This is a genomic window from Psychromicrobium lacuslunae (assembly GCF_000950575.1).
Taxonomy (GTDB): Bacteria; Actinomycetota; Actinomycetes; order Actinomycetales; family Micrococcaceae; genus Renibacterium; species Renibacterium lacuslunae.
In genome coordinates, this window is sequence record NZ_CP011005.1 from 525,708 (window position 1) to 550,780 (window position 25,073).

At 59.8% G+C, this 25,073-nt stretch carries 24 protein-coding genes and 1 tRNA gene; 17 read left to right on the forward strand and 8 right to left on the reverse strand.

Features of this window, described 5'->3' with window-relative positions:
• Window positions 1-105: 105 nt before the first annotated feature.
• A complete protein-coding gene (locus tag UM93_RS02400; protein ID WP_045073436.1) occupies window positions 106-1,257 on the reverse strand; it encodes an alpha/beta hydrolase-fold protein in 1,152 nt (383 codons plus the stop codon).
• 164 nt (window positions 1,258-1,421) lie between these two features.
• On the opposite strand from UM93_RS02400, the gene UM93_RS02405 reads away from it, so the two are divergent.
• Window positions 1,422-2,735, forward strand: coding sequence for a lysine N(6)-hydroxylase/L-ornithine N(5)-oxygenase family protein (locus UM93_RS02405; RefSeq protein WP_234399361.1), 1,314 nt, complete (start codon window positions 1,422-1,424; stop codon window positions 2,733-2,735).
• Complete coding sequence (locus UM93_RS02410; protein WP_045073438.1) at window positions 2,735-3,670, forward strand: methionyl-tRNA formyltransferase; 936 nt, start codon at window positions 2,735-2,737, stop codon at window positions 3,668-3,670. Before UM93_RS02405 ends, UM93_RS02410 begins: the two co-directional genes overlap by 1 nt.
• Before the next feature lie 26 nt (window positions 3,671-3,696).
• On the opposite strand, the gene UM93_RS02415 is transcribed toward UM93_RS02410, so the two are convergent.
• The gene (locus UM93_RS02415; protein WP_045073439.1) at window positions 3,697-4,392 is read right to left on the reverse strand and encodes a response regulator; all 696 of its coding nucleotides are present in this window, start codon (window positions 4,390-4,392) and stop codon (window positions 3,697-3,699) included.
• Entirely contained in the window at window positions 4,389-6,044 is a 1,656-nt protein-coding gene (locus tag UM93_RS02420) for a sensor histidine kinase (protein ID WP_045073440.1), read from the reverse strand. The genes UM93_RS02415 and UM93_RS02420 overlap by 4 nt, the downstream gene beginning before the upstream one ends.
• A gap of 157 nt (window positions 6,045-6,201) precedes the next feature.
• On the opposite strand from UM93_RS02420, the gene UM93_RS02425 reads away from it, so the two are divergent.
• The 11 genes from UM93_RS02425 to der all read left to right on the forward strand — a co-directional run bounded on the left by UM93_RS02425 (window position 6,202) and on the right by der (window position 17,850).
• A complete protein-coding gene (locus UM93_RS02425) occupies window positions 6,202-7,611 on the forward strand; it encodes a cation:dicarboxylate symporter family transporter (protein ID WP_045073442.1) in 1,410 nt (469 codons plus the stop codon).
• Window positions 7,612-7,813: 202 nt separating this feature from the next.
• Complete coding sequence (locus UM93_RS02430; protein WP_052663542.1) at window positions 7,814-8,893, forward strand: LGFP repeat-containing protein; 1,080 nt, start codon at window positions 7,814-7,816, stop codon at window positions 8,891-8,893.
• Window positions 8,894-8,927: 34 nt separating this feature from the next.
• On the forward strand, window positions 8,928-9,974 hold the full coding sequence (locus UM93_RS02435; protein WP_162183373.1) for an LGFP repeat-containing protein: 1,047 nt from the start codon (window positions 8,928-8,930) through the stop codon (window positions 9,972-9,974).
• A gap of 289 nt (window positions 9,975-10,263) precedes the next feature.
• On the forward strand, window positions 10,264-11,172 hold the full coding sequence (locus tag UM93_RS02440; protein WP_045073444.1) for a ParA family protein: 909 nt from the start codon (window positions 10,264-10,266) through the stop codon (window positions 11,170-11,172).
• A complete protein-coding gene (locus UM93_RS02445; RefSeq protein ID WP_082056988.1) occupies window positions 11,156-12,085 on the forward strand; it encodes a segregation and condensation protein A in 930 nt (309 codons plus the stop codon). Before UM93_RS02440 ends, UM93_RS02445 begins: the two co-directional genes overlap by 17 nt.
• Window positions 12,082-12,744, forward strand: a complete 663-nt coding sequence (gene scpB / locus UM93_RS02450) for an SMC-Scp complex subunit ScpB (RefSeq protein ID WP_045073445.1) — start codon at window positions 12,082-12,084, stop codon at window positions 12,742-12,744. The genes UM93_RS02445 and scpB overlap by 4 nt, the downstream gene beginning before the upstream one ends.
• A gap of 14 nt (window positions 12,745-12,758) precedes the next feature.
• Window positions 12,759-13,733, forward strand: coding sequence for a pseudouridine synthase (locus UM93_RS02455; RefSeq protein WP_045073447.1), 975 nt, complete (start codon window positions 12,759-12,761; stop codon window positions 13,731-13,733).
• 18 nt (window positions 13,734-13,751) lie between these two features.
• Window positions 13,752-14,888: a prephenate dehydrogenase gene (locus UM93_RS02460; RefSeq protein WP_045073449.1), complete on the forward strand. Its 1,137-nt coding sequence runs from the start codon at window positions 13,752-13,754 to the stop codon at window positions 14,886-14,888.
• Window positions 14,885-15,604: a (d)CMP kinase gene (gene cmk, locus UM93_RS02465; protein WP_045073450.1), complete on the forward strand. Its 720-nt coding sequence runs from the start codon at window positions 14,885-14,887 to the stop codon at window positions 15,602-15,604. The genes UM93_RS02460 and cmk overlap by 4 nt, the downstream gene beginning before the upstream one ends.
• A gap of 61 nt (window positions 15,605-15,665) precedes the next feature.
• Window positions 15,666-16,337: a lysophospholipid acyltransferase family protein gene (locus UM93_RS02470; RefSeq protein ID WP_045076736.1), complete on the forward strand. Its 672-nt coding sequence runs from the start codon at window positions 15,666-15,668 to the stop codon at window positions 16,335-16,337.
• Window positions 16,330-17,850 carry a ribosome biogenesis GTPase Der gene (der, locus tag UM93_RS02475; protein WP_045073451.1) on the forward strand — a complete coding sequence of 507 codons (1,521 nt, stop codon included), beginning with the start codon at window positions 16,330-16,332 and terminating at the stop codon, window positions 17,848-17,850. Before UM93_RS02470 ends, der begins: the two co-directional genes overlap by 8 nt.
• Before the next feature lie 87 nt (window positions 17,851-17,937).
• On the opposite strand, the gene UM93_RS02480 is transcribed toward der, so the two are convergent.
• A complete protein-coding gene (locus UM93_RS02480; RefSeq protein WP_045073453.1) occupies window positions 17,938-18,777 on the reverse strand; it encodes a VOC family protein in 840 nt (279 codons plus the stop codon).
• A gap of 163 nt (window positions 18,778-18,940) precedes the next feature.
• On the opposite strand from UM93_RS02480, the gene UM93_RS17625 reads away from it, so the two are divergent.
• Window positions 18,941-19,108, forward strand: coding sequence for a hypothetical protein (locus tag UM93_RS17625; RefSeq protein ID WP_157874076.1), 168 nt, complete (start codon window positions 18,941-18,943; stop codon window positions 19,106-19,108).
• A gap of 16 nt (window positions 19,109-19,124) precedes the next feature.
• Here UM93_RS17625 and UM93_RS16985 read toward each other — a convergent pair whose 3' ends face one another.
• Together UM93_RS16985 and UM93_RS02490 are read right to left on the reverse strand one after the other, a co-directional pair.
• Window positions 19,125-19,925 (reverse strand): G1 family glutamic endopeptidase, encoded by an 801-nt coding sequence (locus UM93_RS16985; protein WP_082056989.1) that lies wholly within the window; start codon window positions 19,923-19,925, stop codon window positions 19,125-19,127.
• Between the two features lie 149 nt (window positions 19,926-20,074).
• Window positions 20,075-20,905 (reverse strand): helix-turn-helix transcriptional regulator, encoded by an 831-nt coding sequence (locus tag UM93_RS02490; RefSeq protein WP_045073454.1) that lies wholly within the window; start codon window positions 20,903-20,905, stop codon window positions 20,075-20,077.
• A gap of 102 nt (window positions 20,906-21,007) precedes the next feature.
• On the opposite strand from UM93_RS02490, the gene UM93_RS02495 reads away from it, so the two are divergent.
• Window positions 21,008-21,643 (forward strand): SDR family NAD(P)-dependent oxidoreductase, encoded by a 636-nt coding sequence (locus UM93_RS02495; protein WP_234399363.1) that lies wholly within the window; start codon window positions 21,008-21,010, stop codon window positions 21,641-21,643.
• Between the two features lie 210 nt (window positions 21,644-21,853).
• On the opposite strand, the gene UM93_RS02500 is transcribed toward UM93_RS02495, so the two are convergent.
• On the reverse strand, window positions 21,854-22,621 hold the full coding sequence (locus UM93_RS02500; protein WP_045073455.1) for an SDR family NAD(P)-dependent oxidoreductase: 768 nt from the start codon (window positions 22,619-22,621) through the stop codon (window positions 21,854-21,856).
• Between the two features lie 177 nt (window positions 22,622-22,798).
• Here UM93_RS02500 and UM93_RS02505 point away from each other — a divergent pair, with 177 nt between their 5' ends.
• Window positions 22,799-23,563, forward strand: coding sequence for a TetR/AcrR family transcriptional regulator (locus tag UM93_RS02505; protein ID WP_045073457.1), 765 nt, complete (start codon window positions 22,799-22,801; stop codon window positions 23,561-23,563).
• Window positions 23,564-23,702: 139 nt separating this feature from the next.
• Window positions 23,703-23,776 (forward strand) — tRNA-Pro (locus tag UM93_RS02510).
• Between the two features lie 790 nt (window positions 23,777-24,566).
• On the opposite strand, the gene UM93_RS02515 is transcribed toward UM93_RS02510, so the two are convergent.
• Entirely contained in the window at window positions 24,567-24,947 is a 381-nt protein-coding gene (locus UM93_RS02515; protein ID WP_045073459.1) for a hypothetical protein, read from the reverse strand.
• Between the last annotated feature and the right edge of the window lie 126 nt (window positions 24,948-25,073).

Below are 25,073 nucleotides of genomic sequence, written 5' to 3' on the forward strand. Positions count from 1 at the left end.
GCCGCAGGAGATCCGGGCGCCAGATCTGCTGGCTAATGTGGTGGGGGGGCGCTCCTGCACCACATTAGCCAGGTTATTCCGGTGCTCGTGTTGGGTAACGGGGAGCTAGCCGATACGTCGCAGCATCCAGGCGGTGTCGCGCAACAAGGCATCACGCCAGCTGGAGCGGTCGTGGCCGGCCGCGGAAACATTACTGTGCAGGCTGGCCCCACGCTCCGCTAGCAGTCGGAATACCTCAGCTTGGTGATCCACCATCTTGCCTTCATGACTTCCGACGTCGAATGCCACCGTAATACCCGAAAGATCGAGCTCCGAGGTGCTCAAGAGTCGGGCCATTGCGCCTCCCAGCGGGCCATCCATTGGCCCCGTCCGTGGTCCCGATGCGGCGCTAGCGTCCGGGGCCGGGTACCAAAAGGAGCCGGATTGGCAGAGTGCTTGCGGGAAAGTCTCCGGCATCGTCACGGCGGCGTAAAGGGCGGCCAGGCCGCCATAGCTTTGGCCCGCCAGCACAGTGCTTGCCGGCTCGACTTCACGTCCCAGCTGAGTGGCGATCAAGGGCAGCAACTCCTCGCGAACGGCCCGCCAGAACAGCGGGTTCAGGGCGAGCTCCTCACGTCGCTTGTCCCCGCCGGGCGAGGGCACGAAGACCAGCGTGCAGGGCGATAACTCGCCAGCTTGATGCGCTGCGGTGAAGGCCAGGCCAGCTGGGTGCAGATGAATCCAGTCGTCGCCGTCGAGCAACAGCACGACTCGCTGTGCTGCCTCGACCTCCGGACCGATGTATTGCATCCGGACGGTACGCCGAGCGCCGAGTAGCTCGCTGCTCCAACGCAGTCGAGTCGGCGGTACCGGCAAGAGTGCCTCGGCGCTGAGCGAGGGCCAGAACGCTTGCTCGGCGGCATCGGGCGTGCTCGCGATGGAACGCAGCGGGCCCGCTCCCACCGGATTGAGCGGATCGGCCAGCCCGCTCGGGTTGTCGGCCTGCGTAAAGCCGTAGCTGACCCGGAAGGGGGCTGGAAAATGCTGAATAGCGAAGTGAAATACATCACCATTCTCAGCCGTGCAGGCGGTCATCTCGACCGGTTCGGGACGGTCGTCGAAGCGTAGTAAAGTGCTCTGCTGGCTGCGGCTTAAGAACAGTGCCTGCCAGCCGTTTTCGGCTGGAATAAAGCGCGGCGAGCCTTGCTCGGCCAAACTCCAGAAGGTCGCCGATCCGGGCTGCTCCGGTAAGCCGAAAGCCTCAAAAATACTGACCATGTCGATTCTTTACTCCTGCTCTGCTGCAAATAATGCCCTCGGCGAGAAGGCGAATGTAGGATAGCATTACCTTACTTAGTTAAGGCTTACCAAATACGGCCGCCGAGGGCCTTTCTGCCCCGGCGCTCTCCGGGTAAAACACCATTTCGAGAAGAGGTTCTCTTTTGCGGCACGATGTTTTTGATGTTGTCGGGGTCGGCATGGGTCCGTCCAATCTAGCGTTTGCGACGGCTGTCGACGAACACAATGAGACGGCCGCCGAGGGGGACCGGATTGAGGCCCTCTTCCTGGAGCAGAAAGACTCGTTCGGCTGGCATCCCGGGATGCTACTCGAGGGCTCCACAATGCAAATCTCCTATCTGAAGGATCTCGCGACGTTGCGAAATCCGCGCAGCCGCTTCACCTTTGTGAATTACCTCCAGCAAGCCGGTCGATTGATCGATTTCATTAATCATCAGACCTTCTTCCCGTCCCGGATTGAATTCGCCGACTATCTGCAATGGGTGGCCGCCTCAATCAATTCCGCGGTCAAGTACCAACGTACCGTGATCGGTATTGAAGCGCTGGCGGAGCAGGATCGCAATGGTGCTCGTTACCGGATTTCCGCCACCGGCCCGGAAGGTACCGAAGAGTACCTGACCCGCAGCGTGATCGTGGCCACCGGGCTGGCCGAAAAGCTCCCCAGCTGGGCGACTGCTGGGCCTAGACTGTTCCATAACCATCGCCTGCTTGAGCATCTCGACAAGCTTGGCGAGGCCACCGAGAACCGGTTCCTGGTGCTCGGCAGCGGTCAGAGCGCCGCCGAAGTTGTGCAGCATCTGCATCGCAGCTACCCCGAGGCCGTGGTTGAGTCAGCCTTCAATAGCTTCGGCTTCAGCCCCGCGGACGACAGTCCTTTCGCCAACCGAGTCTTCGACCCCTCAGCGGTTGATGATTTCTTCTACGCCCCCGATGATGTGCGTGCCGAGCTGATCAACCGGCATCGCAGCACCAACTACTCTTGTGTTGACCTGGAACTGATCAATGAGCTCTACGCAATTGAATACCGCGAGCGAGTGCAAGGCCCGCGTCGGCTGATCTTCCGCCCCGGTACCGAGGTACTGGAGGCAGTGGAAAGCGATGCTGCAGTTTCAGTAACTCTGCATGACCGGATCAAAGGACAGGCCGAGAACCAGCGCTACGATGCGGTGGTGTGTGCCACCGGCTTCAACTCGCAAGGTGTCAGTGGTCTGCTGCGCGGTGTCGGCATCCTGGGGAATCAGACCCCGAGCTTTGGCCGGGACTATGAACTTCTCCTCGACGGTGTTCCGGTCACCGGTCTGTTTGTGCAAGGCCCCACCGAATCAACCCATGGCCTGACCTCAACGCTGCTATCAAACGTCGCGGTGCGCGGCGGCGAGCTGCTCAATTCGGTGCTGGCGCTGCGTGAGCAGCATGGTGCCCCGGCTGCCTCGTCCTTGGTTGAGCAGGGGGCGTAATGCGGGTCATCACCTTCGGTTACCAAACCTGGGGACACAAAACGCTTTCTGCGGTGCTGGAATCCCGACACGAAGTGGTGCTCGCGGTCACCCACCCGCCGAGCGACAATCCCTATGAGCAGATGTGGTCGGATTCGGTCGAAGAACTAGCCCGGGCACACGGGGTGCCGGTGCATATTGCGAAGCGGCCCGACCAGGCGCTGCTGGAGGCAATCAAGGCAGCCGACGCCGATATTATTGTGGCCAATAACTGGCGGACCTGGTTACCTGCGGAAATTTACAATGCGCCACGGCTCGGCACGCTCAATATCCACGATTCTCTGCTGCCCAAATACGCCGGCTTCTCCCCGCTGATCTGGGCGCTGATCAATGGCGAGAGTCATGTCGGGGTAACCGCACACCTGATGGACGAGGGCCTGGACACCGGCCCGGTGATTAGCCAGCAATCAGTTCCGGTCGGCGCGCAAGACCGCACAGTCGATCTGTTCCATCGCACCATTGAAGTGATCCCGCCGCTCGTACTGGACGCGCTGGATCGGCTGGAAGCTGGCGAGGTGCAGACGGTACCGCAAGATCTCTCTCAAGCCAGCTACTTCCATAAACGCTCCGAGCAGGACAGCCACATCGACTGGAACTGGCCCGCCGAAGCAATCGAGCGGCTAGTGCGTGCGCAGTCCGATCCTTACCCCAATGCTTTTGCCTTCCACGGCGAGAAACGGCTGCGGATCGTCGAATCCGCCGTCTCCCGCGGCAAGTTCGGCGGTACCCCGGGGCGGTTCAGTATTGAAGCCGAGGGCGGCGTCGTGGTGGTGGCCGGGCCGGAGGCCTGGCGCGGCGTCAACCCGGCACTGATCGTGAAAAAAGTTCGCCTCGACGACGGCACCGAGCTCTCGGCGAGCGAGTATTTCGCCGGCGGCGGTGGCTACCTCAACTAATCAATCAGCTACAGCTGGCGACGTTCTCAGCGTCGCCAGCTGTATTCGTTTTCAGGCCTTCCCGGGGTGCCGTAACGGGGCGAGCGGCGCACCGAGTTGCGTTCGGTCAGGTACTCCAAATAGCGTCTTGCGGTGACCCGGGAGATGCCTAATTCGTCGGTGACCTGCTGGGCGGATACCGCGCCTTGAGCGTCCTGCAACAGGCCGACCACGGCATTCAAGGTGTCCACCGAAAGTCCCTTGGGCAGTGCCTCGGCGAGCGGTGAACGCAGGCTCGCAAAGGCTTGATCCAGTTCCTGCTGGGCAACTTCGGGCCGATTCTGAGTCGGTCCAGTGCCGCCCAGTTGTTCGCGGAAACTGCGGTAGTTTCCAAGTTTCTCTGCGAAGGAGGAAAAGGTGAAGGGCTTAATCAGGTACTGCACAATTCCGGCGGCAATCGCACCGCGCACAACCTCAAGGTCGCGGACCGCAGTGATAGCGACAATATCAACAGTATGGCCGGCTGCGCGCAGTCGGCGGGAGACGTCTAAGCCGTGCAGATCGGGCAGGTTCATATCCAGCAGTAGCACGTCAACGCCGTCGGGGTGCTCGGCCAGGAAGCGCAGTGCGGACTGACCGTCATGCACGGTCCCGACCACGCTGAAACCCTCGAGCCGCTGCACATAGAGCGCATGAGCCTCCGCCATAATCGGCTCGTCGTCGACCACCAATACTCGGATCATGACTCGCGCCGCCCGGTTGCAGTTTTGCTGCCGGTTGCGCTGCCGATAGCCGTCCCCGGCAGTGGCGATAGCGCTGGTGCTGGCAGTGGCAGTGAAACGGTGAACTCGGCGTCGGCGGAGATGGTGATGCTGCCGGAGAGCCCCTGAACCGCTTGCTGCACCAGGGCTAGCCCGATGCCCCGACCGGAAGCGTCGGTTTCCTTGGTGCTGAAACCGCGTTCCAGGATCGCCGAAGGATCGGTTTCACCGAGCCCCGGTCCGCTGTCGCTGACCTTTAGCCTGGCCTGCTTCTCATCATGGCTGAGCTGCATCGCCACCCAGCGGGGAGGCTCGCTGGCCAGGGTGGCATCCATGGCATTGTCGAGCAGGTTTCCCACGATGGTCACCGCATCATGGGGGCCGAGGGCCTCAAAGTTGGCGGCGGAGTCCCACTCGACCCGCAGTTCAATACCGAGTTCGGCGGCTTGCGCGATCTTGCCCATCACCAGAGCTGCCAGTACCGGTTCCTGATCGGCGTCAACGACTTCGTCGACCAGGTGCTGGCTCAGGGTGAGGTCGGCGGTGGCGAAGGCCAGAGCCTGTTCGGTGCGCCCCAATTCCAGCAGGGAGACCACGGTATGCATGCGATTGGCATGTTCATGGGTTTGCGCGCGTAGCGCATCGGTAAGCGTCCGGGTGGAACGCAGTTCTTCGCCGAGGCTACGCAGCTCGGTATGATCCTGCAGGGTCGAGACGGTGCCATAAGGTGTTTTCACGCCGGGCAGCACAGCTGGTTCCTGGCTGACTACCAACAGATGCTGTTTGACCAGGTGGATTTCGTCTCGTACGGTCCGGCCGCTCAGCAGCAGTTCTTTGAGTGATTCGGCCACCGCCAACTCTGCCAGCGGTTGCCGGGGTGCGCCCTCAACCGGTCGGGAAATGCCAAGTAGATCGGCTGCTTGGTCGTTGTACATCACCAGCTCGCCGTGACGGTCCACCAGGATGAGTCCATCGCGTACCGAGTGCAGCACCGATTCGTAGTAGCTGAATAGCTGGCCGAGGCGTTCTGGTCCCCAGCCGAAGGTGACCCGTCGCAGGTATCGACCGAGCAGGATCGAGGTTACCGTGCCGAGTAGCAGGAGTCCGGCCCCGAGCAGCAGAATCACCGGAATTCGACCGCTGAAGGCAATTCCGACGGTTGAGATGGTGACCCCCACCGAGACCATTGCTTTGACCTTCCCGCTGGCGTCCTGCACCGGCATGATGGTGCGCAAAGAGGGTCCAAGGGTACCGGCGATGGTCTCGGTGTAGCTGTGGCCGGCTAAGGCCTGGTCAACCGAACCAATATAGGGCTTTCCTATTTCCTCCGGCCTGGGGTGAGTCCAGCGGGTGCGGTCTGGCGCCATGATGGTGATGAAATCAACTTTGGTTTCAGCTAACACCCGGTTGGCATAGGGCTGAAGCAGCGCGCTCGGATCCGCACTGCTGGCCGCCTGCAAGAGCAGCGGCGAATCGGCGAGGGTGGCAGCTATTGCGGTGGTTCGCTCGGTGGCTTGACTGTAGACCCGATCACTGGCGTCGAGGTAGGCCGCGGTGACCACGGCAGCGGTGAGCAAGACAATAAAAAGTAACTGGCCGAGGAAAAGGCGACGGGCAATGCTCCAATCGCGCATTCTCAGCCTCCTTCAGCTTGGGGTGCTCCGGGGTTCGGCCGAATCGAAGCCGGTGAACAATATGACCGCAATGGTGACCCCCGTCACAGATTACGGCATCCTTGAGTCTGAAAAACCCTGGAGAGCAGTTGCTGTCCAAGAATATCGGAGGAATAAGATGAGCTCTCAACGTGGAGAGACTGCCGCCTTGGGGCGGCAGCCCCGCAAGCGGCTAGATAAGACCCATTGGCTCTATATCGCGGTGATTATTGCGGTGCTGCTAGGCGTCGCCGTCGGTCTGATCGCCCAAGCCACCTCAGCCCCCGGAGCGGGCACCAAAAACTTCGCCACCTCGCTCAAGCCGCTCGGCGATATCTTTGTCGATTTGATTAAGATGCTGATTGCCCCGGTGATCTTCTGCACTATTGTGACCGGGATTGGTTCGGTGGCGAAAGCAGCGACGGTGGGGCGGGTCGGTGGCTTGGCCCTTGTCTACTTCTTGGTGATGTCCACCTTTGCGCTCGCGATCGGTCTGGTGGTTGGTAACTTCCTGCACCCCGGTGAAGGACTCAAACTGCAGGCCTATAAGCCGTCCGAAAACGGCAAGACCGGCAATGCGCTCTTTGACTTCATCCTCGAGATTATCCCGCCTGATATCCCGGTGCTGCCGACGCTTTTCGTCGCATTGCTGGTTGGCTTTGCGGTGCAGCGGATGGGTAAGGCCGGTGAACCGATTGTGCGCGCCGTCAAGATCGCGCAAGCCCTGGTGTTCCGGATTCTGATGATGGTGATGTGGCTTGCCCCGATCGGTGCCTTCGGGGCAATCGCCGCGGTGGTCGGCGCCACCGGTATTGAAGCGGTCAAGTCGATGTTGGTGCTAATGCTCGGCTTCTACGCCACCTGTATCGCCTTCATTGTGCTGGTACTTGGCAGCGTGCTGTACTTGGTGACCCGGGTCAATATCTTCAAGCTCATGAAGTACCTGGCTCGCGAGTACCTGCTGATCTTCTCCACCTCGTCCTCCGAAGCCGCACTACCGCGTTTGATCGCCAAAATGGAGCACCTCGGTGTTTCCCGTCCGGTGGTCGGCGTCACGGTGCCAACCGGTTACTCCTTCAACCTCGATGGCACCGCGATCTATCTGACCATGGCCTCGTTGTTCGTTGCGAATGCGATGGGGATCGAGATGAATATTGGCGAGCAGATCTCCTTGCTGGTCTTTATGATCATCGCCTCCAAGGGTGCAGCAGGCGTCAGCGGCGCAGGGCTGGCCACGCTGGCAGCCGGATTGCAAGCACACCGGCCCGAACTGCTCAATGGGGTTGGTGTTATCGTCGGCATTGACCGTTTCATGTCCGAGGCTCGCGCGCTAACTAACTTCACCGGCAACGCGGTAGCCACCGTGCTGATGGGTACTTGGGTGGGTGAAATTGATCGGGCCAAGGTCGGCCGGGTGCTCTCCGGGGCTGAGCCGTTCAACGAGGCCAGTCTTGACGCCGATGGGCACGGCTCTTCGACTGAGCCGGAGCAAGCCCCTCATGGACCCGGCGCTGATAGTTATGCATCGGCTGAATCGCTGAGAAAGTGAATTAGTGATCGGTTAAACGGTTAATCGATTACTAAGCTTGAGCTGCCAGGAAATTCCCAGAAACTGGGAGTTTCCTGGCAGTTTTTCTTTGCTTATATTATGTATGCGCTGCGAAACCTTAGGCTTAGATCGGCCTCATTGAGTAATCGATTTCTCAAATCTGCTTGAGGCTGTTATTCCATCAAAACCTAAGGACATGCGAATGACATCTGCACTTAATACCAAAACCGGCCTCACCAGGTTCGGCATGAGTGTTTTGCTGATCGTCGGATTGATCGTGGGCGCCTTCAGTGCGATCACCGTCACCGCGCCAACCGCGCAGGCCTCCGACGCCAATGGGCCGATCGGTCGCGGGGAAGTGATCGATCGGGCTTATCAACGACTCCGAGAAGCGCCAAGATATAACCAGCAAGGCGACTCAAATGGATACCGTAATGACTGCTCCGGATTCATCTCAATGGCGTGGCACTTGACGCCAAATGGCCGCAGCAACCCCACCACTTTTAGCTTTGACCCGATTGATGGCGGCAGCCGGTTCTTGGGCATCACGCACTCAATCGCGGCGGCGGAGCTTCAGCCGGGAGACGCACTGGTGCGAGACTACGGTGGAACCGAACACATTGCTCTGTTCTTGCGCTGGGCTGATGCCGGCCACACCCGGCCGGTAGTTCTTGAGCACGGTGGCGGCAACTCCGGCGTCGAACCGCCGGAACAGAGCAACTGGGGCAGCCTGAACGGATACCACCCGATTCGTTATAACCGCTTAGACGTCAAAATCCCTTACGGCGCTATTGCCGATAAGTGGCATGCCGCTGGCGGCGCGAACTCACCGGTGGGTAATCCGGTCAACGATGAATTCGACAGCAAAAATGGTGGCCGCTTCCGTGACTTCCAGCGCGGCATGATCATTTGGCACCCGAACGTAGCCTTTATGGTTTACGGCGCGATCTTCGACACTTACCGCAAGAGCGGCTCCGAAGCTAAATGGGGTTTCCCGATCATTGACGAAGGCAATGCCCAGAAAGTAGCCGAAGGCGCTGGCGCCGGCACGGTGGGACGTTTCCAAAAGTTTGAAGGCGCCCTTTTCCTCTGGTCTGAGAAGACCGGCGTGCAAATCGTCCGCGGTGAAATCCGTAAGTACTTCGAAGCCAATGGCATGGAAGTGAAGCTTGGCTACCCAGCCTCGGACGAGATCGCTGAGAACGGCGGTTTCAAGCAGGAATTCCAAAATGGCACCATCCACTGGACGCCGACCGCCGGTGCCAGCTGGCAAGCTCGCTGAACGCGATCACGAACTGATGAACGAAGGAACAACCATGTCAAAATTTAGAGTGCTTGCCGGTGCCGGCCTGGCGCTGAGCTTATTGCTCGGCCTGGCTGCACCATCCTGGGCTGCGCCAACCGGGGCTGCCGCTGCCAGTTTGACCGCGGTACCCGCGGGTGGCGCTCCAGTGGCTACTGCCGAGGAGAGCTGCTATATTCCGCCGAACCGAGACATTGCGGTGGCCCGCAAGGTCTACGAGATTGCGCAGCGTCGTAATGTCTCGGCCCGGGTAATGTTGGCGACCTTTGAAACCGCCTGGGTTGAATCACACGTCAATAACCTGAACTGTGGAGATGCCGACTCGGTGGGCGTGTTCCAGCAGTCGCCTTACTGGGGTTGGGGGACTGTGGCGCAGCTGACCAATGTGGAGTATGCCACCAATAAATTCCTGGATAGCGCCATCGCACTTGAGGGGAAAACCCCGGGCAGCGCGGGCGCCTTAGCTCAGGCGGTGCAGAAATCAGGCCATCCAACCAGATATGACGAGCAGCAAGCCGACGCCATTCGAGTGCGCGACGAGGCTTTTCAGCCCTACGGTCTGATTGGCGATAAGTGGCATGCGATGGGCGGCGCGAACAGCCCGCTCGGACTGCCGACCCGAGCCGAAGACAACTCCAAGCTCGGCGGACGCTTCACTGAATTCCAGCGAGGCATGATCATCTGGCATCCGAACGCCCCGGCGTTCGCTGTCTACGGTGACATTCTCAAGGTTTACCGGGCAACTGGTTCGGAGACTCAGTGGGGCTTCCCGATCCAGGATGAGGCTGCTGCGCAGAAGGTGACCGAAGGTGCGGGGCTGAACACCGTCGGCCGATACCAGAAGTTTGAGAAGGCACTCTTCCTCTGGTCGCCAGCCACTGGCACTCAGATCGTCCGCGGTGAAATCCGCAAATATTTTGAGGCCAACGGCTTCGAGGTCAAACTCGGCTACCCGAAGTCGGACGAGATCGCGGAGAATGGCGGTTTCAAGCAGGAGTTCCAGAACGGCACCATCCACTGGACGCCGACTGCCGGGGCTAGCTGGGAGGCAAAGTCCTGAGCAATGATCGAGCCAACTGAGGCTGTGATAGTGAGTCTGAGCTAACTCACTGGCAGACTTACGGGCCGCGGGGGCGTCACGCATTAGCTGACGTCCCCGCGGTTTTGCCATACCGTCGCGAAGTATAACCTTCGACCTTTACTGGAACTTCAAGGCTCGCGGTCTTTAGTGAGCGAATTACCAAAGTTGGCCTAGCCGGGCGGGTAACGTAGCGATAAGAAGTACAGCTGTAGCGATTCGAGAAGCTAGCCGCAGCGGTAAGACGTGCAACTGAGGAAAGCGTGATCAAGTGAGTAGCGAACAAGGGTCCGGCACACTGGCAGCGACCGAAACCGCCACCGGCATTGATCTGGAAGCCGTGCTCGGGCCGACCGGCCGACCGGTCACCGAGTTCCCTGAGCCTCCGGTTCTGGTTTCGCACGGTCCCGCCCGGGTGATTGCGATGGTCAATCAGAAGGGTGGCGTGGGCAAGACCACCTCGACAATCAACCTAGGTGCCGCATTGGCGGAACTTGGGCGGCGTGTGCTGTTGGTGGACTTCGATCCACAGGGCGCCCTTTCCGCAGGACTAGGGACGAACCCGCACGAACTGGACCTGACTATCTACAATGTGCTGATGGATCGCAAGATCGACGTCCACGACGCGATCCGGCGCACCGAGACCGAGAATCTTGACCTGCTGCCGGCCAATATTGACCTTTCTGCGGCCGAAGTTCAGCTGGTCAATGAAGTGGCTCGTGAACAGGTGCTGGACCGTGTGCTCCGCAAAGTGGAGGACGAATACGATGTGGTGCTCATTGACTGCCAACCCTCCTTGGGCCTGCTGACCGTCAATGCGCTGACCGCTGCGCACGGCGTGATCATCCCGCTGATCTGCGAATTTTTCGCGCTGCGCGCCGTCGCGTTGCTGGTGGAGACCATTGAGAAGGTGCAGGACCGGATCAATCCTCGGCTGCAGATCGATGGCGTGTTGGCCACCATGTATGACGCGCGCACCTTGCACAGCCGAGAGGTGATCACCCGCCTGGTGGAAGCCTTCGGCGATAAGGTCTTTGAGACAGTGATTAAACGCACCATTAAGTTCGCCGATGCCACCGTGGCTGCGGAGCCGATCACCTCCTATGCCGGTAATCACCAGGGCGCAGAGGCCTACCGTCGGCTGGCTAAAGAGCTGGTAGCCCGTGGCGGCGCCCCGTAGCTCGGTACCGCCGGAGCAAGCGGTAGCGCAGCAGGCTCCGGAAGACGCCGGGGAGGCTGCCCAGCTCAACTTAAAAAACAGTTCAAAAAAGCCTGGCTTTGAAGTTCGGCTGGAGAACTTTACCGGACCCTTCGACCTGCTGCTCGGCTTGATCGGCAAACACGAACTTGATATTACCGAGGTGGCCTTGGCCACTGTGACCGATGAGTTCATTGGCTATATTCGCGCGCTGCAGGAAGCCGGCGAGGACTGGGCAATCGATGAGGCCAGTGAGTTCTTGGTCATTGCGGCGACGCTGCTCGATCTGAAAGCCGCCCGCTTGCTGCCCTCCGGTGAGGTGGAGGACGAAGAAGATATTGCCCTGCTGGAAGCTCGGGATCTGCTTTTCGCCCGGCTGTTGCAATACCGCGCGTTCAAGGATGTGGCCCGGCTGGTGGGGCAGAACCTTGAGCGTGAAGCACGGCGCTTTCCGCGTCAAGTCGGCCTGGAACCGGGTTTCGCAGCGTTGCTGCCCGAGTTGGTTTGGCGGCATAGTCCAGAAGAATTCGCCACTCTCGCCGCGAAGGCGCTCACTCCGCGTGAACCTAAACCCACCGAGGTCGGTCTGGCTCATCTGCATGCGCCCCCGGTGAGTGTGAAGGAACAGGCTGAGCTGATCGGACACCGGCTGCGTGCGGGCAAGCCGATGTCCTTTCGCGCCTTGGTCAGTGATGCCGAAAGTACCCTCGTGGTGGTGGCCAGATTTCTGGCGCTTTTGGAGATGTTCCGGGACGCCGTGATCGCCTTTGACCAAGCCAGTCCGCTCGGTGAGCTGACAATTCGATGGACCGGGGCGCAGCAAGATTGGACCGCTGCCAATCTCAGCGAGGAGTATGAAGACATGGCCGTAGCTGATGATGGAGTGAAGGAATGACCGAGCTACCAGTCGAGACCGAAGAGTTCGTGCTGGCAGATCTACCCGGCGGCCTAGCAGCAGCACTCGAAGCGGTGCTGATGGTGATTGATCAACCGGTGACTGAGCTGGAGTTGGCCAGCGCGGTAGGCCGACCGGTTCCTGAGGTGCACCACTGTCTCGAGGCACTGCGAGCCGAGTATGACGGGTATACTGGAACAGCTGTTCATCGCGCCGAGACGCCGGAAGCGGAGGAGTCAGGCACCGAAGGGTCTGAGCCGATCAGGCCGCGAGGTTTCGAGCTACGCAACGTTGCCGGTGGCTGGCGATTTTATTCGCGGAGTGATTTCGCACCATTGGTGTCTCGCTTTGTTCTTGAGGGCCAGACCGCGAGACTCACCCAGGCCGCCTTGGAGACGCTAGCCGTGATCGCCTATCGGCAGCCGGTCTCCAGGGCACGGATCTCGGCGATCAGAGGGGTCAACGTTGATTCAGTGGTTCGCACGCTGACTCAGCGTGGATTGATCACTGAACTGGAGACAGATCCTGAGACCGGAGCGATTTTGTACGGCACCACGAGCTATTTCCTGGAACGACTCGGCCTGCAAAGCGTCGATGAACTGCCGAAAATTGCACCGCATTTGCCGGGTCTCGAAAACCTGGATGATTTCACTGAATAACTAAGGACTGACTAATGACACCCACACCACGCTCGAACAGCCGGGGAGGCAGCTCGGGAGCGTCCAAAAAAGCGCGTAGCCAAGGAGCAGGCGGCAAGGGCGCAGGGGCTAAAGGAGCAGCCAAGCCGGCGCGCTCGGCGGCACCGAAATCGCGGGCCTTTGGCCGGGAGCGGTTCGGTCAGAGCCTCGGGCCGGTAAAGAACAACCCGCCGGAGCGGAATTCGGTGAAACGCGCCGCCGCTCAGGACGTGCATGATCCCGACGGGATCCGCTTGCAGAAACTGATGGCTCAGGCGGGGGTGGCCTCGCGCCGGGTTTGCGAGGAAATGATTGCCGAGGGTCGGGTCGAGGTCGACGGTCAGATCGTCACAGAACTGGGCCTGCGAGTCGATCCGAAGACCGCGGCGGTTTCGGTGGACGGCATCCGCTTGCAACTCAAAGAAAACATGATTTACCTGGTTTTCAATAAGCCTAAGGGCGTGGTCTCCACCATGGACGACCCAGAGGGCCGGAAAAACATCAGCGACTTTCTGAAAAATAAGTACGCCAATGAGCGGCTTTTCCATGTTGGCCGCTTGGACCAGGCTACCGAGGGGCTCTTGCTGCTGACCAACGACGGCGAACTGGCGAATCGTTTAACGCATCCAAAATACGAGGTGCCGAAGACCTACCTGGTGCAGACCAAGGGGCCGATGGAATCCGGCATTAGCAATCAACTCAAACGCGGTGTCGAACTGGAGGACGGGGTAACTAAAGTTGACTCCTTCAAACTGGTTGACTCCACTCCCGGCCACGTTCTGGTTGAGGTAGTGCTGCACTCCGGCAAGAACCGTATTGTGCGCCGCCTTTTCGACGCGGTCGGTTACCCGGTGGAACGCCTGGTGCGACTGCAAGTGGGGCCGATTAGGCTCGGCGATCAGAAGCAAGGCACCATCAGAGTGCTCGGTAACCAAGAAGTAGGCCATCTGTTGGCCTCCGTCGGGCTCTGAACCAAGGGTCCGGTAGAGATGAGCAATCCGCTAAACCAAGCGGCCGCCGAGTCCGGTAGCACGTATTTGCGTGGCCCAGTGGTGATTTTCGGTACCGGGCTGTTGGGCACCAGCATCGGCCTGGGACTGAGTCATCGGGGCCTTGAGGTACTGCTATCCGACCCTTCGCCCTCGGCGCTTTCGGTGGCAGTTGATATCGGTGCTGGTCGGCCGTTGCACGAGCAGCCTGGGGTTTGGCCTGAGCTAGTCGTGGTGGCAGCGCCCCCGGATGTCTGCGCGCGAGTCGTTGCCGATGCCTTGGAGCGCTTCCCCGCCGCGGTGGTGGTTGACGTGTCCTCGGTGAAGGGCGCTATTCTGCGTGAACTGCAGGAACTCTCGGCAAAGAACCACCTTGATTTGAGTCGTTATGTTGGCACTCACCCGATGGCCGGCCGGGAACGGGCCGGCGCGGTGTCGGCGCGCGGTGAGTTGTTCAATGCCATGCCCTGGGTGATTTGCCCGCACCAAGGCAGCGGCCAGGGCGCCGTTCAGGTGGCACAGAACCTGGGGCTTGACCTGGGTGCGGTACTCAGCCGGTTCAGCCCCGAGGAACATGACGACGCGGTGGCTTTGGTATCGCATCTGCCGCAAATGATGTCCTCGTTGGTTGCCGCCCGGCTGCAAGAAGCCGCTCCGCATGCCCTGTCGCTGGCTGGTAATGGCCTGCGCGATGTGACCCGGATTGCCGCATCGGATGCCGGCATGTGGGTGCCGATTATGGCCGCCAATGCGGAGCCGATAGTGACCATCCTGCATCAATTGCACGAGGATTTAATCAAGCTCATCGGCACTCTTGACGCACCAGCTGCGCCGGGGGCTAGCCTGGCAATGGCGAAGGTGATCAGCGCGGGAAACGCCGGGCAGGCCCGAATCCCGGGCAAGCATGGCGGCCCCGCGCAACCCTATGCCTGGCTGAGCGTCTTGGTCGACGATGAACCGGGGCAGATCGCTCAGCTCCTCACTGAGATCGGTGAGATCGGCGTTAACCTGGAAGATCTTCGATTGGACCATTCCTCGGGTCGCAATGCCGGCATTGTGGAGATTTCGGTGCTGCCAGCCAAGCTGGAGCCACTAATTGAGGAGCTGACGGTACGAGGCTGGAAGGTATTGCAATGAGCGAGTCCGTACCGCTGCGGATTGGTAAGTCCCTGGTGATTGCGATTGATGGCCCGTCAGGATCAGGGAAGTCTTCGGTGGCTCGCGAAACGGCCCATCGGCTGGGCTTGGCCTATCAGGACACCGGGGCGATGTACCGGGCACTGGCGCTGGTGTGCTTGGAAAATGGCGTTGAGGTGCATAACCAAGCCGCTGTTGAGGCGCTCGCCAAACGGTTTTATTTCGAGCAGTGGTTCGACCCGGGCGTCGGCATGGTCGCTGCCGGACTTGATCAGGAACGGGCGCTGGACGTCACCGATGAGATTCGTGAACCCCGGGTTTCCGAGGCGGTGTCAGCGGTGGCCACCAACCTTGGTGCCCGTACCGAACTGATTCGACGGCAGCGCGCCGCGATTGAGTCGGTGCGTAGCCGGATGGTGGTGGAGGGGCGTGATATCACTACCGTGGTGGCCCCGCAGGCCGAGGTCAGGCTGCTGCTCACCGCTTCTGAGGCAGCCAGGCTGGCTCGTCGCGGTGCCCAACTGGCGGCCAGCGGTGAAAGCCAGACCGCTGAGCAGGTGGCGGCGCAAGTCTTGGCCCGGGACGCCAAGGATGCCACCGTAGTGGAGTTTCAGCGTGCCGCGGACGGCGTGGTGACCATTGATTCTTCCGATCTGGATTTTGAACAGACAGTGCAAGCGGTGCTGCGTTTAGTGCGGGAAACCGTCGGTGGCTGAGTCGAGTTCGAAGAAGTCGGTCGAGTCCCCGGCGGCCTGGAAGACCTGGTGGTCCAGGCCCTTGGGACGGCTGCTCGATCACGGTTTTTATCGCACCACGATCACCGGGCGGCAGCACATCCCGGCCACCGGGCCGGTGGTTTTCGCGGCCAATCACCTGAGCTATTTGGACGGACCGGTGATGGTGGGCGCCAGTTCACGTTATATGCACGTTATGGTGCGGCACGATATGTTCAAGGGCTTCCTGGGCTGGGTGTTGCGCAGTTCTGGGCAGATCCCGGTGGACCGTTCCGGCGACCGGGCAGCTTTGCAGGCGGCTAAAGGAGTGCTGCAACGTGGTGGCTGCGTCGGTATTTTGCCGGAAGGTACCAGGGGCAGCGGCGACGCCGCCTCAATGAACAGCGGGGTTGCCTGGCTGGCCCTGAACTCAGCGGCGCTAGTGGTTCCGGTAGCGGTACTGGGCACCAGGATCACCGGCGAGCACCGGGACAAGATTCCGCCGCTGCGTCGGAGATTCCATGTCGCTTTCGGCGAGGCGGTCAAGATTGAACGACAGGCCGGGATGTCCGGGCGTGCTTCAATGGATGCGGCAGTAGAACAGATTCGTACGACGCTTGCCCAGCACATTAGGCAAGCAGTGAAGATTTCCGGGCAGCAATTACCGGATGACCAAACTCCGCCCAGGACAGAAGAGTCAGCGCGGATGAGAGCAGAGCAGAGTGAAGATGACTGAAGACTTTGACGACTTCGAGCCGCAGGGCGAGGACCAGGTGCTGGAGAAGATCTCCGCACTCGACGACGCCGAAGCCGAACAACGCGCCGAGTCGCTGCGTGCTGGGCTGTCCGACTATGAATTGGATGAGGAAGACGCCGCGCTGCTTGCTGGCCTGGATGCTGGCTTCGAGGATGACGACGAGGCCGGGCTCGACCCGGTGCTGGCCATTGTGGGTCGACCCAATGTCGGTAAGTCCACTCTGGTGAACCGGATTCTTGGCCGCCGCGAAGCAGTTGTCGAGGATACCCCCGGGGTGACCCGGGACCGGGTGATGTACCCCGCAGAGTGGAATGGCCGGAACTTCACCCTAGTCGATACCGGGGGCTGGGAGTTCGATGCCAAGGGCATCCACCAGCGCGTCGCCGAGCAAGCTGAATTGGCGGTTGAGCTGGCGGACGCGGTACTTTTCGTCGTTGACGCCACAGTAGGCGTCACCGCGATGGACGAGTCGATGATGAAGATGCTGCGGCGCACCAAGAAGCCGATCATCCTGGTCGGTAATAAGGCCGACGATCAGCGCACCGATTCCGATGTTGCTACGCTCTGGGGCCTCGGCTTGGGCGAGCCCTGGGCGGTTTCCGCGCAGCACGGCCGAGGCGTTGCCGATCTGCTGGACCGGATCATGGAGGTGCTGCCGGAGTTCTCCGAGGTGGAGACCACCGACCGTCGTGGTGGCCCGCGCCGGGTGGCGTTGATTGGCCGGCCCAACGTCGGGAAGTCTTCGCTGCTGAACAAGCTGGCGGGTTCCAACCGCGTCGTCGTCGATCCGCTCGCCGGTACCACTCGTGATCCGGTGGATGAATTCATTGAACTCGGAGACCGGACCTGGCGTTTCGTTGACACCGCGGGCATCCGGCGTCGCCAGCACATGGCGCAGGGAGCTGATTTCTACGCTTCGCTGCGCACTCAGGCGGCTTTGGAGAAGGCTGAGGTCGCGGTGGTGCTACTCGCCGTGGATGAGGTGCTCTCTGAGCAGGACGTGCGGATTCTGCAACTCGCCATTGAATCCGGCCGAGCCTTGGTGCTGGCCTTCAATAAGTGGGATTTGCTGGACGACGAGCGACGTCGTTACCTAGAGCGCGAGATCGAACAGGACTTGGCACACGTCGAGTGGGCGCCGCGGGTGAACATCTCGGCGAAGACCGGCTGGCATAAAGATCGACTGGTGCCAGCGCTGGATACCGCGTTGGAGTCCTGGGATAAGCGGATCCCAACCGGGCGACTCAATGCCTTCCTGGGCGAGCTGGTGGCGGCTCATCCGCACCCGCTGCGCGGTGGTAAGCAGCCCAGAATCCTGTTCGGCACCCAAGCCTCCTCGAGGCCGCCGAAGTTCGTGCTCTTCACCACCGGATTCCTCGATCCCGGCTACCGACGCTTTATCACCCGGCGGTTGCGCGAGACCTTTGGTTTTGAGGGCACCCCGATTGAAGTTTCGATGCGAGTGCGGGAGAAGCGTAAACGGACTCGGTAATTTTGAGCTTTAACAAACTGCGGGGCTGGGATTCACTAGTAAGATCCCAGCCCCGCAATTTTGCGTTTCGCGCAAATTAGCTAAAGTCTAGCTGACCTCGCCGCTTTCGCGCTCGCCGCCGTCGGCAACCGTCTCGGCGGCCTCTGCAGGAGCTTCGCTGGGTAGGGTGATCAAGCCGAACACTTCGCCCTGCGGACCCTGCACGATGGACATCCGGCCAAATGGGCTGTTGTCGATCGGCATCAGCACGACGGCACCAAGTTCCTGGGCCTTGATCAAGCTAGCGTCCACGTTATCGGTGGCGAACCAGGTCAACCAGTAGTTCGGTGCGCCCTGAGGCAGCTCGGTGTCATGGTGGACTCCGCCAACCTCTTCGCCATCGGAGGCACGCTTAATGGTGGAGTAGACGAAGCCACCGCCACCGATATCGTTATAGCTAAAGCCGAACACCGAGGAATAGAACTGCCGGGCCTGCTCGTAGTCGCGGGTGTGCAATTCGTTCCAGCACAGCGTGCCGTCTTCGTTGAAACGACCAACGCCGTTGTGGTTACCGGCCTGCCAAATGCCGAAGACCGATCCGACGCTATCAGCAGCGATAGTCATCCGACCGGAATCCATCACATCCATTACTGGCGCGAGTAGCTGGCCGCCCGCTGCGGTGACCTTTTCGGCGGCCGCATCGACGTCGTCGGAAGCCAAATAAGTGGTCCAGACAGTGGGCTGTTCACTGTCCTGTTTGGGGCCGAAGCCCGCTACTGGCTGGCCGTCTTTGTGGGCAAGCACGTAGCCGCCGGACTCTTCGCCGCCGGACTCGTACTCCCAGCCGAAAAGCTCAGCATAGAAAGTCTTGGTCGCTTCGATGTCGTCGACACCCAGGTCAACCCAGTTGGGGGTGCCTTCGGGCCAAGCCTCATTGCGAGTAGGCATTCATTTCTCCTTAGATGCATTGGGAGCCTAGCTGGCACCCACCAAGTAGTAAGAGAGTAACGCCGCAAGTGACGTAAAAGACAGTAGTTTTTTTAGTAGATCTTTGGCTGCTTCTGGGCGCTCACCTAGTGCGCTCTGGGGTACTGGAACGTACCCTGAAGATATGGAGAATAACCGACAAGTACCCAAAGAGTCCGCTCCGGCGGCAGGGAAGTTCTCTGCGCTGCCGGAACGGACTCGACCCGAGGAATACGTCCAGGAGGTCGACGTCGATCAGGTGAACTTCGTCGAGCCGACGATGGATGACTGGCTACGGACCTCGGCGGGGTGATTCAACCACCGATTCCTCAGGAATGCAGCCAGCCGACCTTAATGCCGTAGGTATTGGCAGTGTTGTTGTAGCTGCTGCTGTCCTTCAGGACATTGTTGTACTTAATGTCATACAGGTTCGAGGTGGCGTCCTGATCGGCATAGTAGACGATGTTATTGAAATAGCCGGTGCCGAAATTCGCCAGCGGGGTACCTTCGTCGCCGGGGGCTTCAGCGATTACCTCGGCGGTGAGGTTTCCCGGGTCATTGCCGGGGGCGTTGCCGTCCTGGCTGTAGGTCCAGCCGCGGCTTGAGGTTTCGTAGATTCGGTACTTGCCGTTACTAAGCTTGCTCACCGTAGCGGTCACGGTGTCGCCCGGCTTTACCGGGTAACCGGGGTATTCGCCGCCGTCGCCAGCGATGGGCGGATTAGACCAGAATTCGGCAAATAGACCGTAGTGCGGTGCTCCGTTGTTGCACCATTGCGCGGTGCCTAGTTGTTCAAGACTGCGGTTGCCGTTCCAGCCACCCAGGCCCACCCAGAAGTAGGAGGATTGGAAACCGGAGCTAGGGCAGCTCAGTTTCGGCACTGTCCAGCTTGAGGTGACGCTGGTGAAGCTGGCGTCGGTGAATACCTCACCCGACCAATTGGTGCTGGTGCCGTTGCCCGGGTTGGCCGCCCGACTGCTGTGGCCGCTCGGGGCCGCCATGCTGCTTGAGCCGCCGCCCGCGTTGCTTACCGGGTGCGGGCTAGCCGTCGCTGCGGCAGAGCCAGCAAGGGCAATTCCCAAGGCGAACGCAACGCTGAGTCCTGCCTTGGTCATTTGATGTCTAAACATCTCTTATCCTTCCAGAAAAAATCCAGTGGAATATGAATTGGCTCAGCTGAGCCGAGGAATAAGCTATGTTCGATTTCTGTGACTTAGCAGGAAGTTGCCTGAGGAATCTTCTATATGTCGTTATATTTAATTTGAGCAGTTGATCGCCTTTAATCAATAAGACTTTGGCTGCCCAACACCGCCAGTAACGCTAAGTTCTGTGCGTCTGGACTGCCCGGCGCTGCGGTGTAGATCATCATCCGCAGGTCGCTTCCGACGACCGCAAGAATATCGCAATCCAGAGTGATCGAGCCGATCTGCGGATGGTCGATAACCTTAGCCGCCGAACTATGCGGAACAATGGCAGCGGCCTCCCACAGGCTGGTAAAGAGCGGGCTTTTGGCTTTGAGCTCGCCGATCAGGTTTCGAAGTTGCAGATCTGCGGGGTAGCGCTGCTCGCTGGCGCGTAAATCGGCGACCTGAGCGGAGCGGAGCTGATGCAGCGATTCCGGGGTATGTCGTACCCGATTACCTGACCCCAGGAAGTTGCGCCACGCCGCGTTGCGTTCCTTGCCGAGCTGCTCGCCCATCAACGCGGTGTACATCGGGTTCGCCAGCAGTAGGTTGGTCGCGGCGTCGAACACGGCGACCGGGGTGGCCTCCAGTCGATCGAGCATCCGCCGCACGCTCGGAGCGATGAAGGCGGGCACGGTGCCCTGGCCGGGCGGGACCAGTCCGGCGGCGTGGAAGAGTTGTTCCCGTTCGGCCGCCGAAACTCGCAGGGCGCGGCCGAGTGCTTCGACGACCTGGCTCGAGGGATTGCTGGCCCGGCCCTGCTCTAAGCGAGTCACGTAGTCCACCGAGATACCGGCTAGAAGGGCTAACTCTTCACGCCGCAAACCGGCGGCCCTGCGATGACCCCCGGCATTCAGCCCGGCGGCTTCGGGTCTGACTCGATCGCGCCAACGCCGCACCGCATTGCCGAATTCGGAACCTGTCATGCCGACCAGCGTATCGCTTTGCTATTTGCTGTTCCTGGCACTGTTGGTCCCAGGAACATTGGGGGAATGGTTGCCGGGCTCAATCGGGGGGACTCTGGAGGCATGAAGAAAATATTGATAACAGGAGCAAATAAGGGCATTGGATTTGAGACCGCCCGTCAACTCATCGCGGCGGGGCACACCGTCTACATCGGCAGTCGAGATCTGGCCCGTGGGCAACGGGCAGCCGCCGAGCTGGGCGCTCGGTTGGTGCAACTGGATATCACCAATGATGACTCGGTGAACGCGGCAGTGGCTGCTATTGAGGCCGACGGCGGCCTGGACGTGCTGGTCAATAATGCTGGCATTGAGGCGCGTGGTGAAGGCAACTCTATTGTCGGGGCCGGTGAGGTAACCGCTGAGATGATGCAGGAAGTGTTCGAGACAAATGTCTTCGGTACGGTGCGGGTGTTGCATGCGTTCTTGCCGTTATTGCAGCGCTCGGCTTCGCCGGTGGTGGTGAACGTGAGTAGTGGACTAGGCTCGCTGACCGTGCTCAGTACGCCAGGGAACCCGGGGTACGCCTACCCAGGGGTGGCGTATCCGGCGTCGAAAACCGCTGTTAATGTGCTGACCGTGCAGTATGCCAAGGCTTTTCCGCAATTCAGGATCAACTCGGTGGAACCCGGCTTTACCAAGACCGATCTGAACGGCAATACTGGGCTGCAGACCGTCGATCAGGGGCCTCGATTATTGTGAAGATGGCGCAGATTGAAGCCGATGGACCCACCGGGGGTTACTTTTATGCCGAGGGGGAGCTGCCCTGGTAACTGCCTAGACGCCCGCTGTCCTAGTGCGGAGTATATCCAGCCAGGATAACGGGAGCCTAGCGTTTCTAGCGGGGAGCTGGTTTGGTCAGGAACCTGTGCACTTTGGAATCCAGAGCGTCGGTCGCGCGGACTGGAGCGTCTAGTTATTGTTCGACATCATTCGGCTGACCACGTTCATCACCAGTTTGCGCGGGGCAACCCGACCGAAGAAGGCGGTGGCACCGTTCAAGGTGCCGTCGACCACGGTGTGAACGTTCTTGGAGAGGCCCTTGAAAGTGGTGTTCACTACGTCGTCGACGCTGCGCATGGTGCCGACCGCGGCGCTTTCGCCAGCCTCGTTGAAGAAATTGGTGGAGGTAGCGCCGGGGCAGACCGCTAGCGCGCGGACGCCGGTGCCTTGGAGTTCCGCCCAGAGAGCTTGGGTGAAGGAGAGTACGAAGGCTTTGGTGGCGCCGTAAACGGCCATCTTGGGGATCGGCTGGAAGGCCGCCGTGGAGGCGATGTTGATCACCAGGCCATTCTTGTTCGCCAGCATGCCGGGGAGGTATTTCTGGGTGAGATCGACCAGGGTGCCGCAGTTCAGTTGGATTTCCTGATTGATTTTCTCGGGATCTAGATCTTGCAGCAGCCCGTGAGTGCCGAAGCCGGCATTGTTGACCAGACCGTCGACGGCGGGCACCTGTTCGAGTAACGCGGCGGCGGCACCCGGAGCGGAAAGGTCAAGGCCGATGACTCGGGTTTCGGTGCCGTGTTTTTGCTTGAGGTCGGCGGCCAGGGTTTCCATCACCTGTTGGTTGCGGGCGACCAGCACCAGCTTGCTGCCCAGGCTGGCGAACTTCTCCGCATAGGCCTTGCCGATGCCGGAGGAGGCGCCGGTGATCAGGATGGTTTTGCCGTAGTAGTCCATCGGGGTTCCTTTGTCGTTTGTGTTGTTTCGCGGGTGCTGGCGGTTGAGCGTATTTGGTGGGGGTCAGCACCGGGGGAATGAGGTGGATCCTTCGCTGGGTGGGACTCGTTGAGCGGGGGCCTATGTAGTTCCTGATGTACACCGTATAGCAATTCCTATACATGGTAAAGTTGAACCGTGAATAAGCCTGCTTTGAGCCGAGAGTCCGTGCTGGCTACCGCCCTGTCGCTGGCCGAGACGGAAGGTCTGGCCGCGGTGACGATTAGACGACTAGCCACCGAGTTCGGTGTCACCCCGATGGCGATGTACTGGCATTTTGCCAATAAAGAAGAGCTGCTGGCGACCCTGGGGCAGGCAGTCATTGCCGAGCTGGAGTTGCCTGGTTTTCGGGGCGGTTCTGAGCGCGAAACGCCCGATCGTCTCGTGTCCCAGGTTGAGGGGGGCCGGGCCGAGGCGGCTCCGGAGGGGGACCCCACCGCCGCCGTCCTTGGCATGGAGCAAGTGTCATTGACGGAGCTATTAACCGCGCTGGTTTCGGTGCTGCGCCAACATCCCGCAGTAGCGCCCTTGGTGCCCAGCCAGTTCTTCGCCGAGCAGCGGGGGCTCGAACTTACAGAGCAGGCGCTGGTGCTGCTGGCGCGAATGGGGTTTTCGGCGGCCGAGGCGGCGAATATTGCGCGCACAGCGCTGGAACTCTGCGTCATGCTGGTGGTGGGGGAGCCGGGACGGGAGATCGGCATGGATGAGTGTGCCCGCGAGGAACATTTGGCGGGGAAGATGGCGGTGATCCGTGGTCTGCCCGCTGAGCGTTACCCCAGCATTATTGCGGCCGCGGAGCCATTGACCCGGGTGGCTGACGCCGAGGAGTTCTACCGAGGGTCGATTGAATTGTTCGTCGCCGGAGTGGAGGCGCGGGCTGAGGTTCTTGGTGGTGTCCGCTAGAGAGTTTTGCCTTCGCCCTGCTTTATGCCTGAGCTGAGGTGCCTCGGCCCTGAGTGTGCTCGGTTAGAGTCCAGCGCGGCGGTACTGTATGATTTTCAAGTTGGCTTTCGCCGAGTTCGCTCGGGATGAAACCAATGTTCGGGCTGTAGCGCAGCTTGGTAGCGCACCTGACTGGGGGTCAGGGGGTCGCAGGTTCAAATCCTGTCAGCCCGACCGTGTGAAACCGCTAGATTACTGGGAATTAGCCTGGATGGTCTGGCGGTTTTCTTTTGCCCTCATGTTGTTTTGGCACCTTATGAGCATTAAGACCTCCGAGGCCGCGCCAACGGTGTTGCACCCCTGCAGCATTCTGTGACGTTGAACCGATCAGATGTCCATAAGTATCCGATGTAATACGAATTGGACTGTGGTCGACTCTTCGAGGCCACCGCAATGTCAGAGTCTGCTGAGATCATCAAGGCAGTGTACTCATGCCGCGGTCCATGAAATGACGGTGGGTAATTTGTTCGCAAAGTCGTTAGAGATGTCAGAGGAAGAGTGGGTGCGTGTGCCCGAGGGCAGCAATCGCCAGCTTTGCAATCTTTGTTGGGGCCCGCTGCGGAATCTGGAAACCCGGAGAAACGGCTGCGGTCCGGCTTCTTTGCGGCAGCCCAAAACACTTAACTGATAATTAATTTGAAAGTTCGACATGTTTCGGACGGTTAGTTTTCAAATAATTTTTGGGTTTTCAGACAATCTTCAGTTATTTACTATTCAAATCCAGTAGACCGACAAAGCTCTCTATAGATGATTCAAATTATTGATGATATATTAATGGCTTTGAAAAATAATTTAAATTCTAAACTTTTCGCAGCTGGGATAGTCGGGGGTGTAGCGATGATTGAATCTAACAAGTCGCAGCGATCATCAGACCTGGGAGCTTCGTCTAGCGGGCACTCGAACACTCTCGGGTGAATTTTGTTAAGTTCTTGGCTCCTCACCGATGTGAGGAGCCAAGAACTTTTTAGCGGCTAATGCGGCGTAAGGCATCCGCTCGAAATATATGCACGATGAGGGTAGCTGCGAGGACGATGGCTGCGGATGTGGCTGCCGGGACTAGCAGCCCAGAAACGGCGACAAACCAGGGACGTTGATTGCCGCCGGTCTGTCCCGGGATGCTTATGGCTGCCTCTGAGCCATAGAAATCATTTGTCTGCAGCACCGCATTGAAGCAGATGATGCTTGCGACAATAAGCAAACCTTCGAATATCCACAGTGCGATCAGCCACGGATTCAACCAGCGCTGCGGTAGATCGCTGCTCGGCGGTGCTGGTGATAGAGGAAGACCGTTGATGCCTAGTTCCTCGATTTGGACATGTTGATCATCCGCCGGTGGTTTATCCAATTTTCTATTCCTCACGAAACGGGTTAGGGCTTGCTCAGTCTATTCAACTTGTTTCCGAAGGGGTGAATCTACACAGCAAGCGAACCTATGTGGAGGAAATGTGACACCTTGAGATTTTGGGTCTGG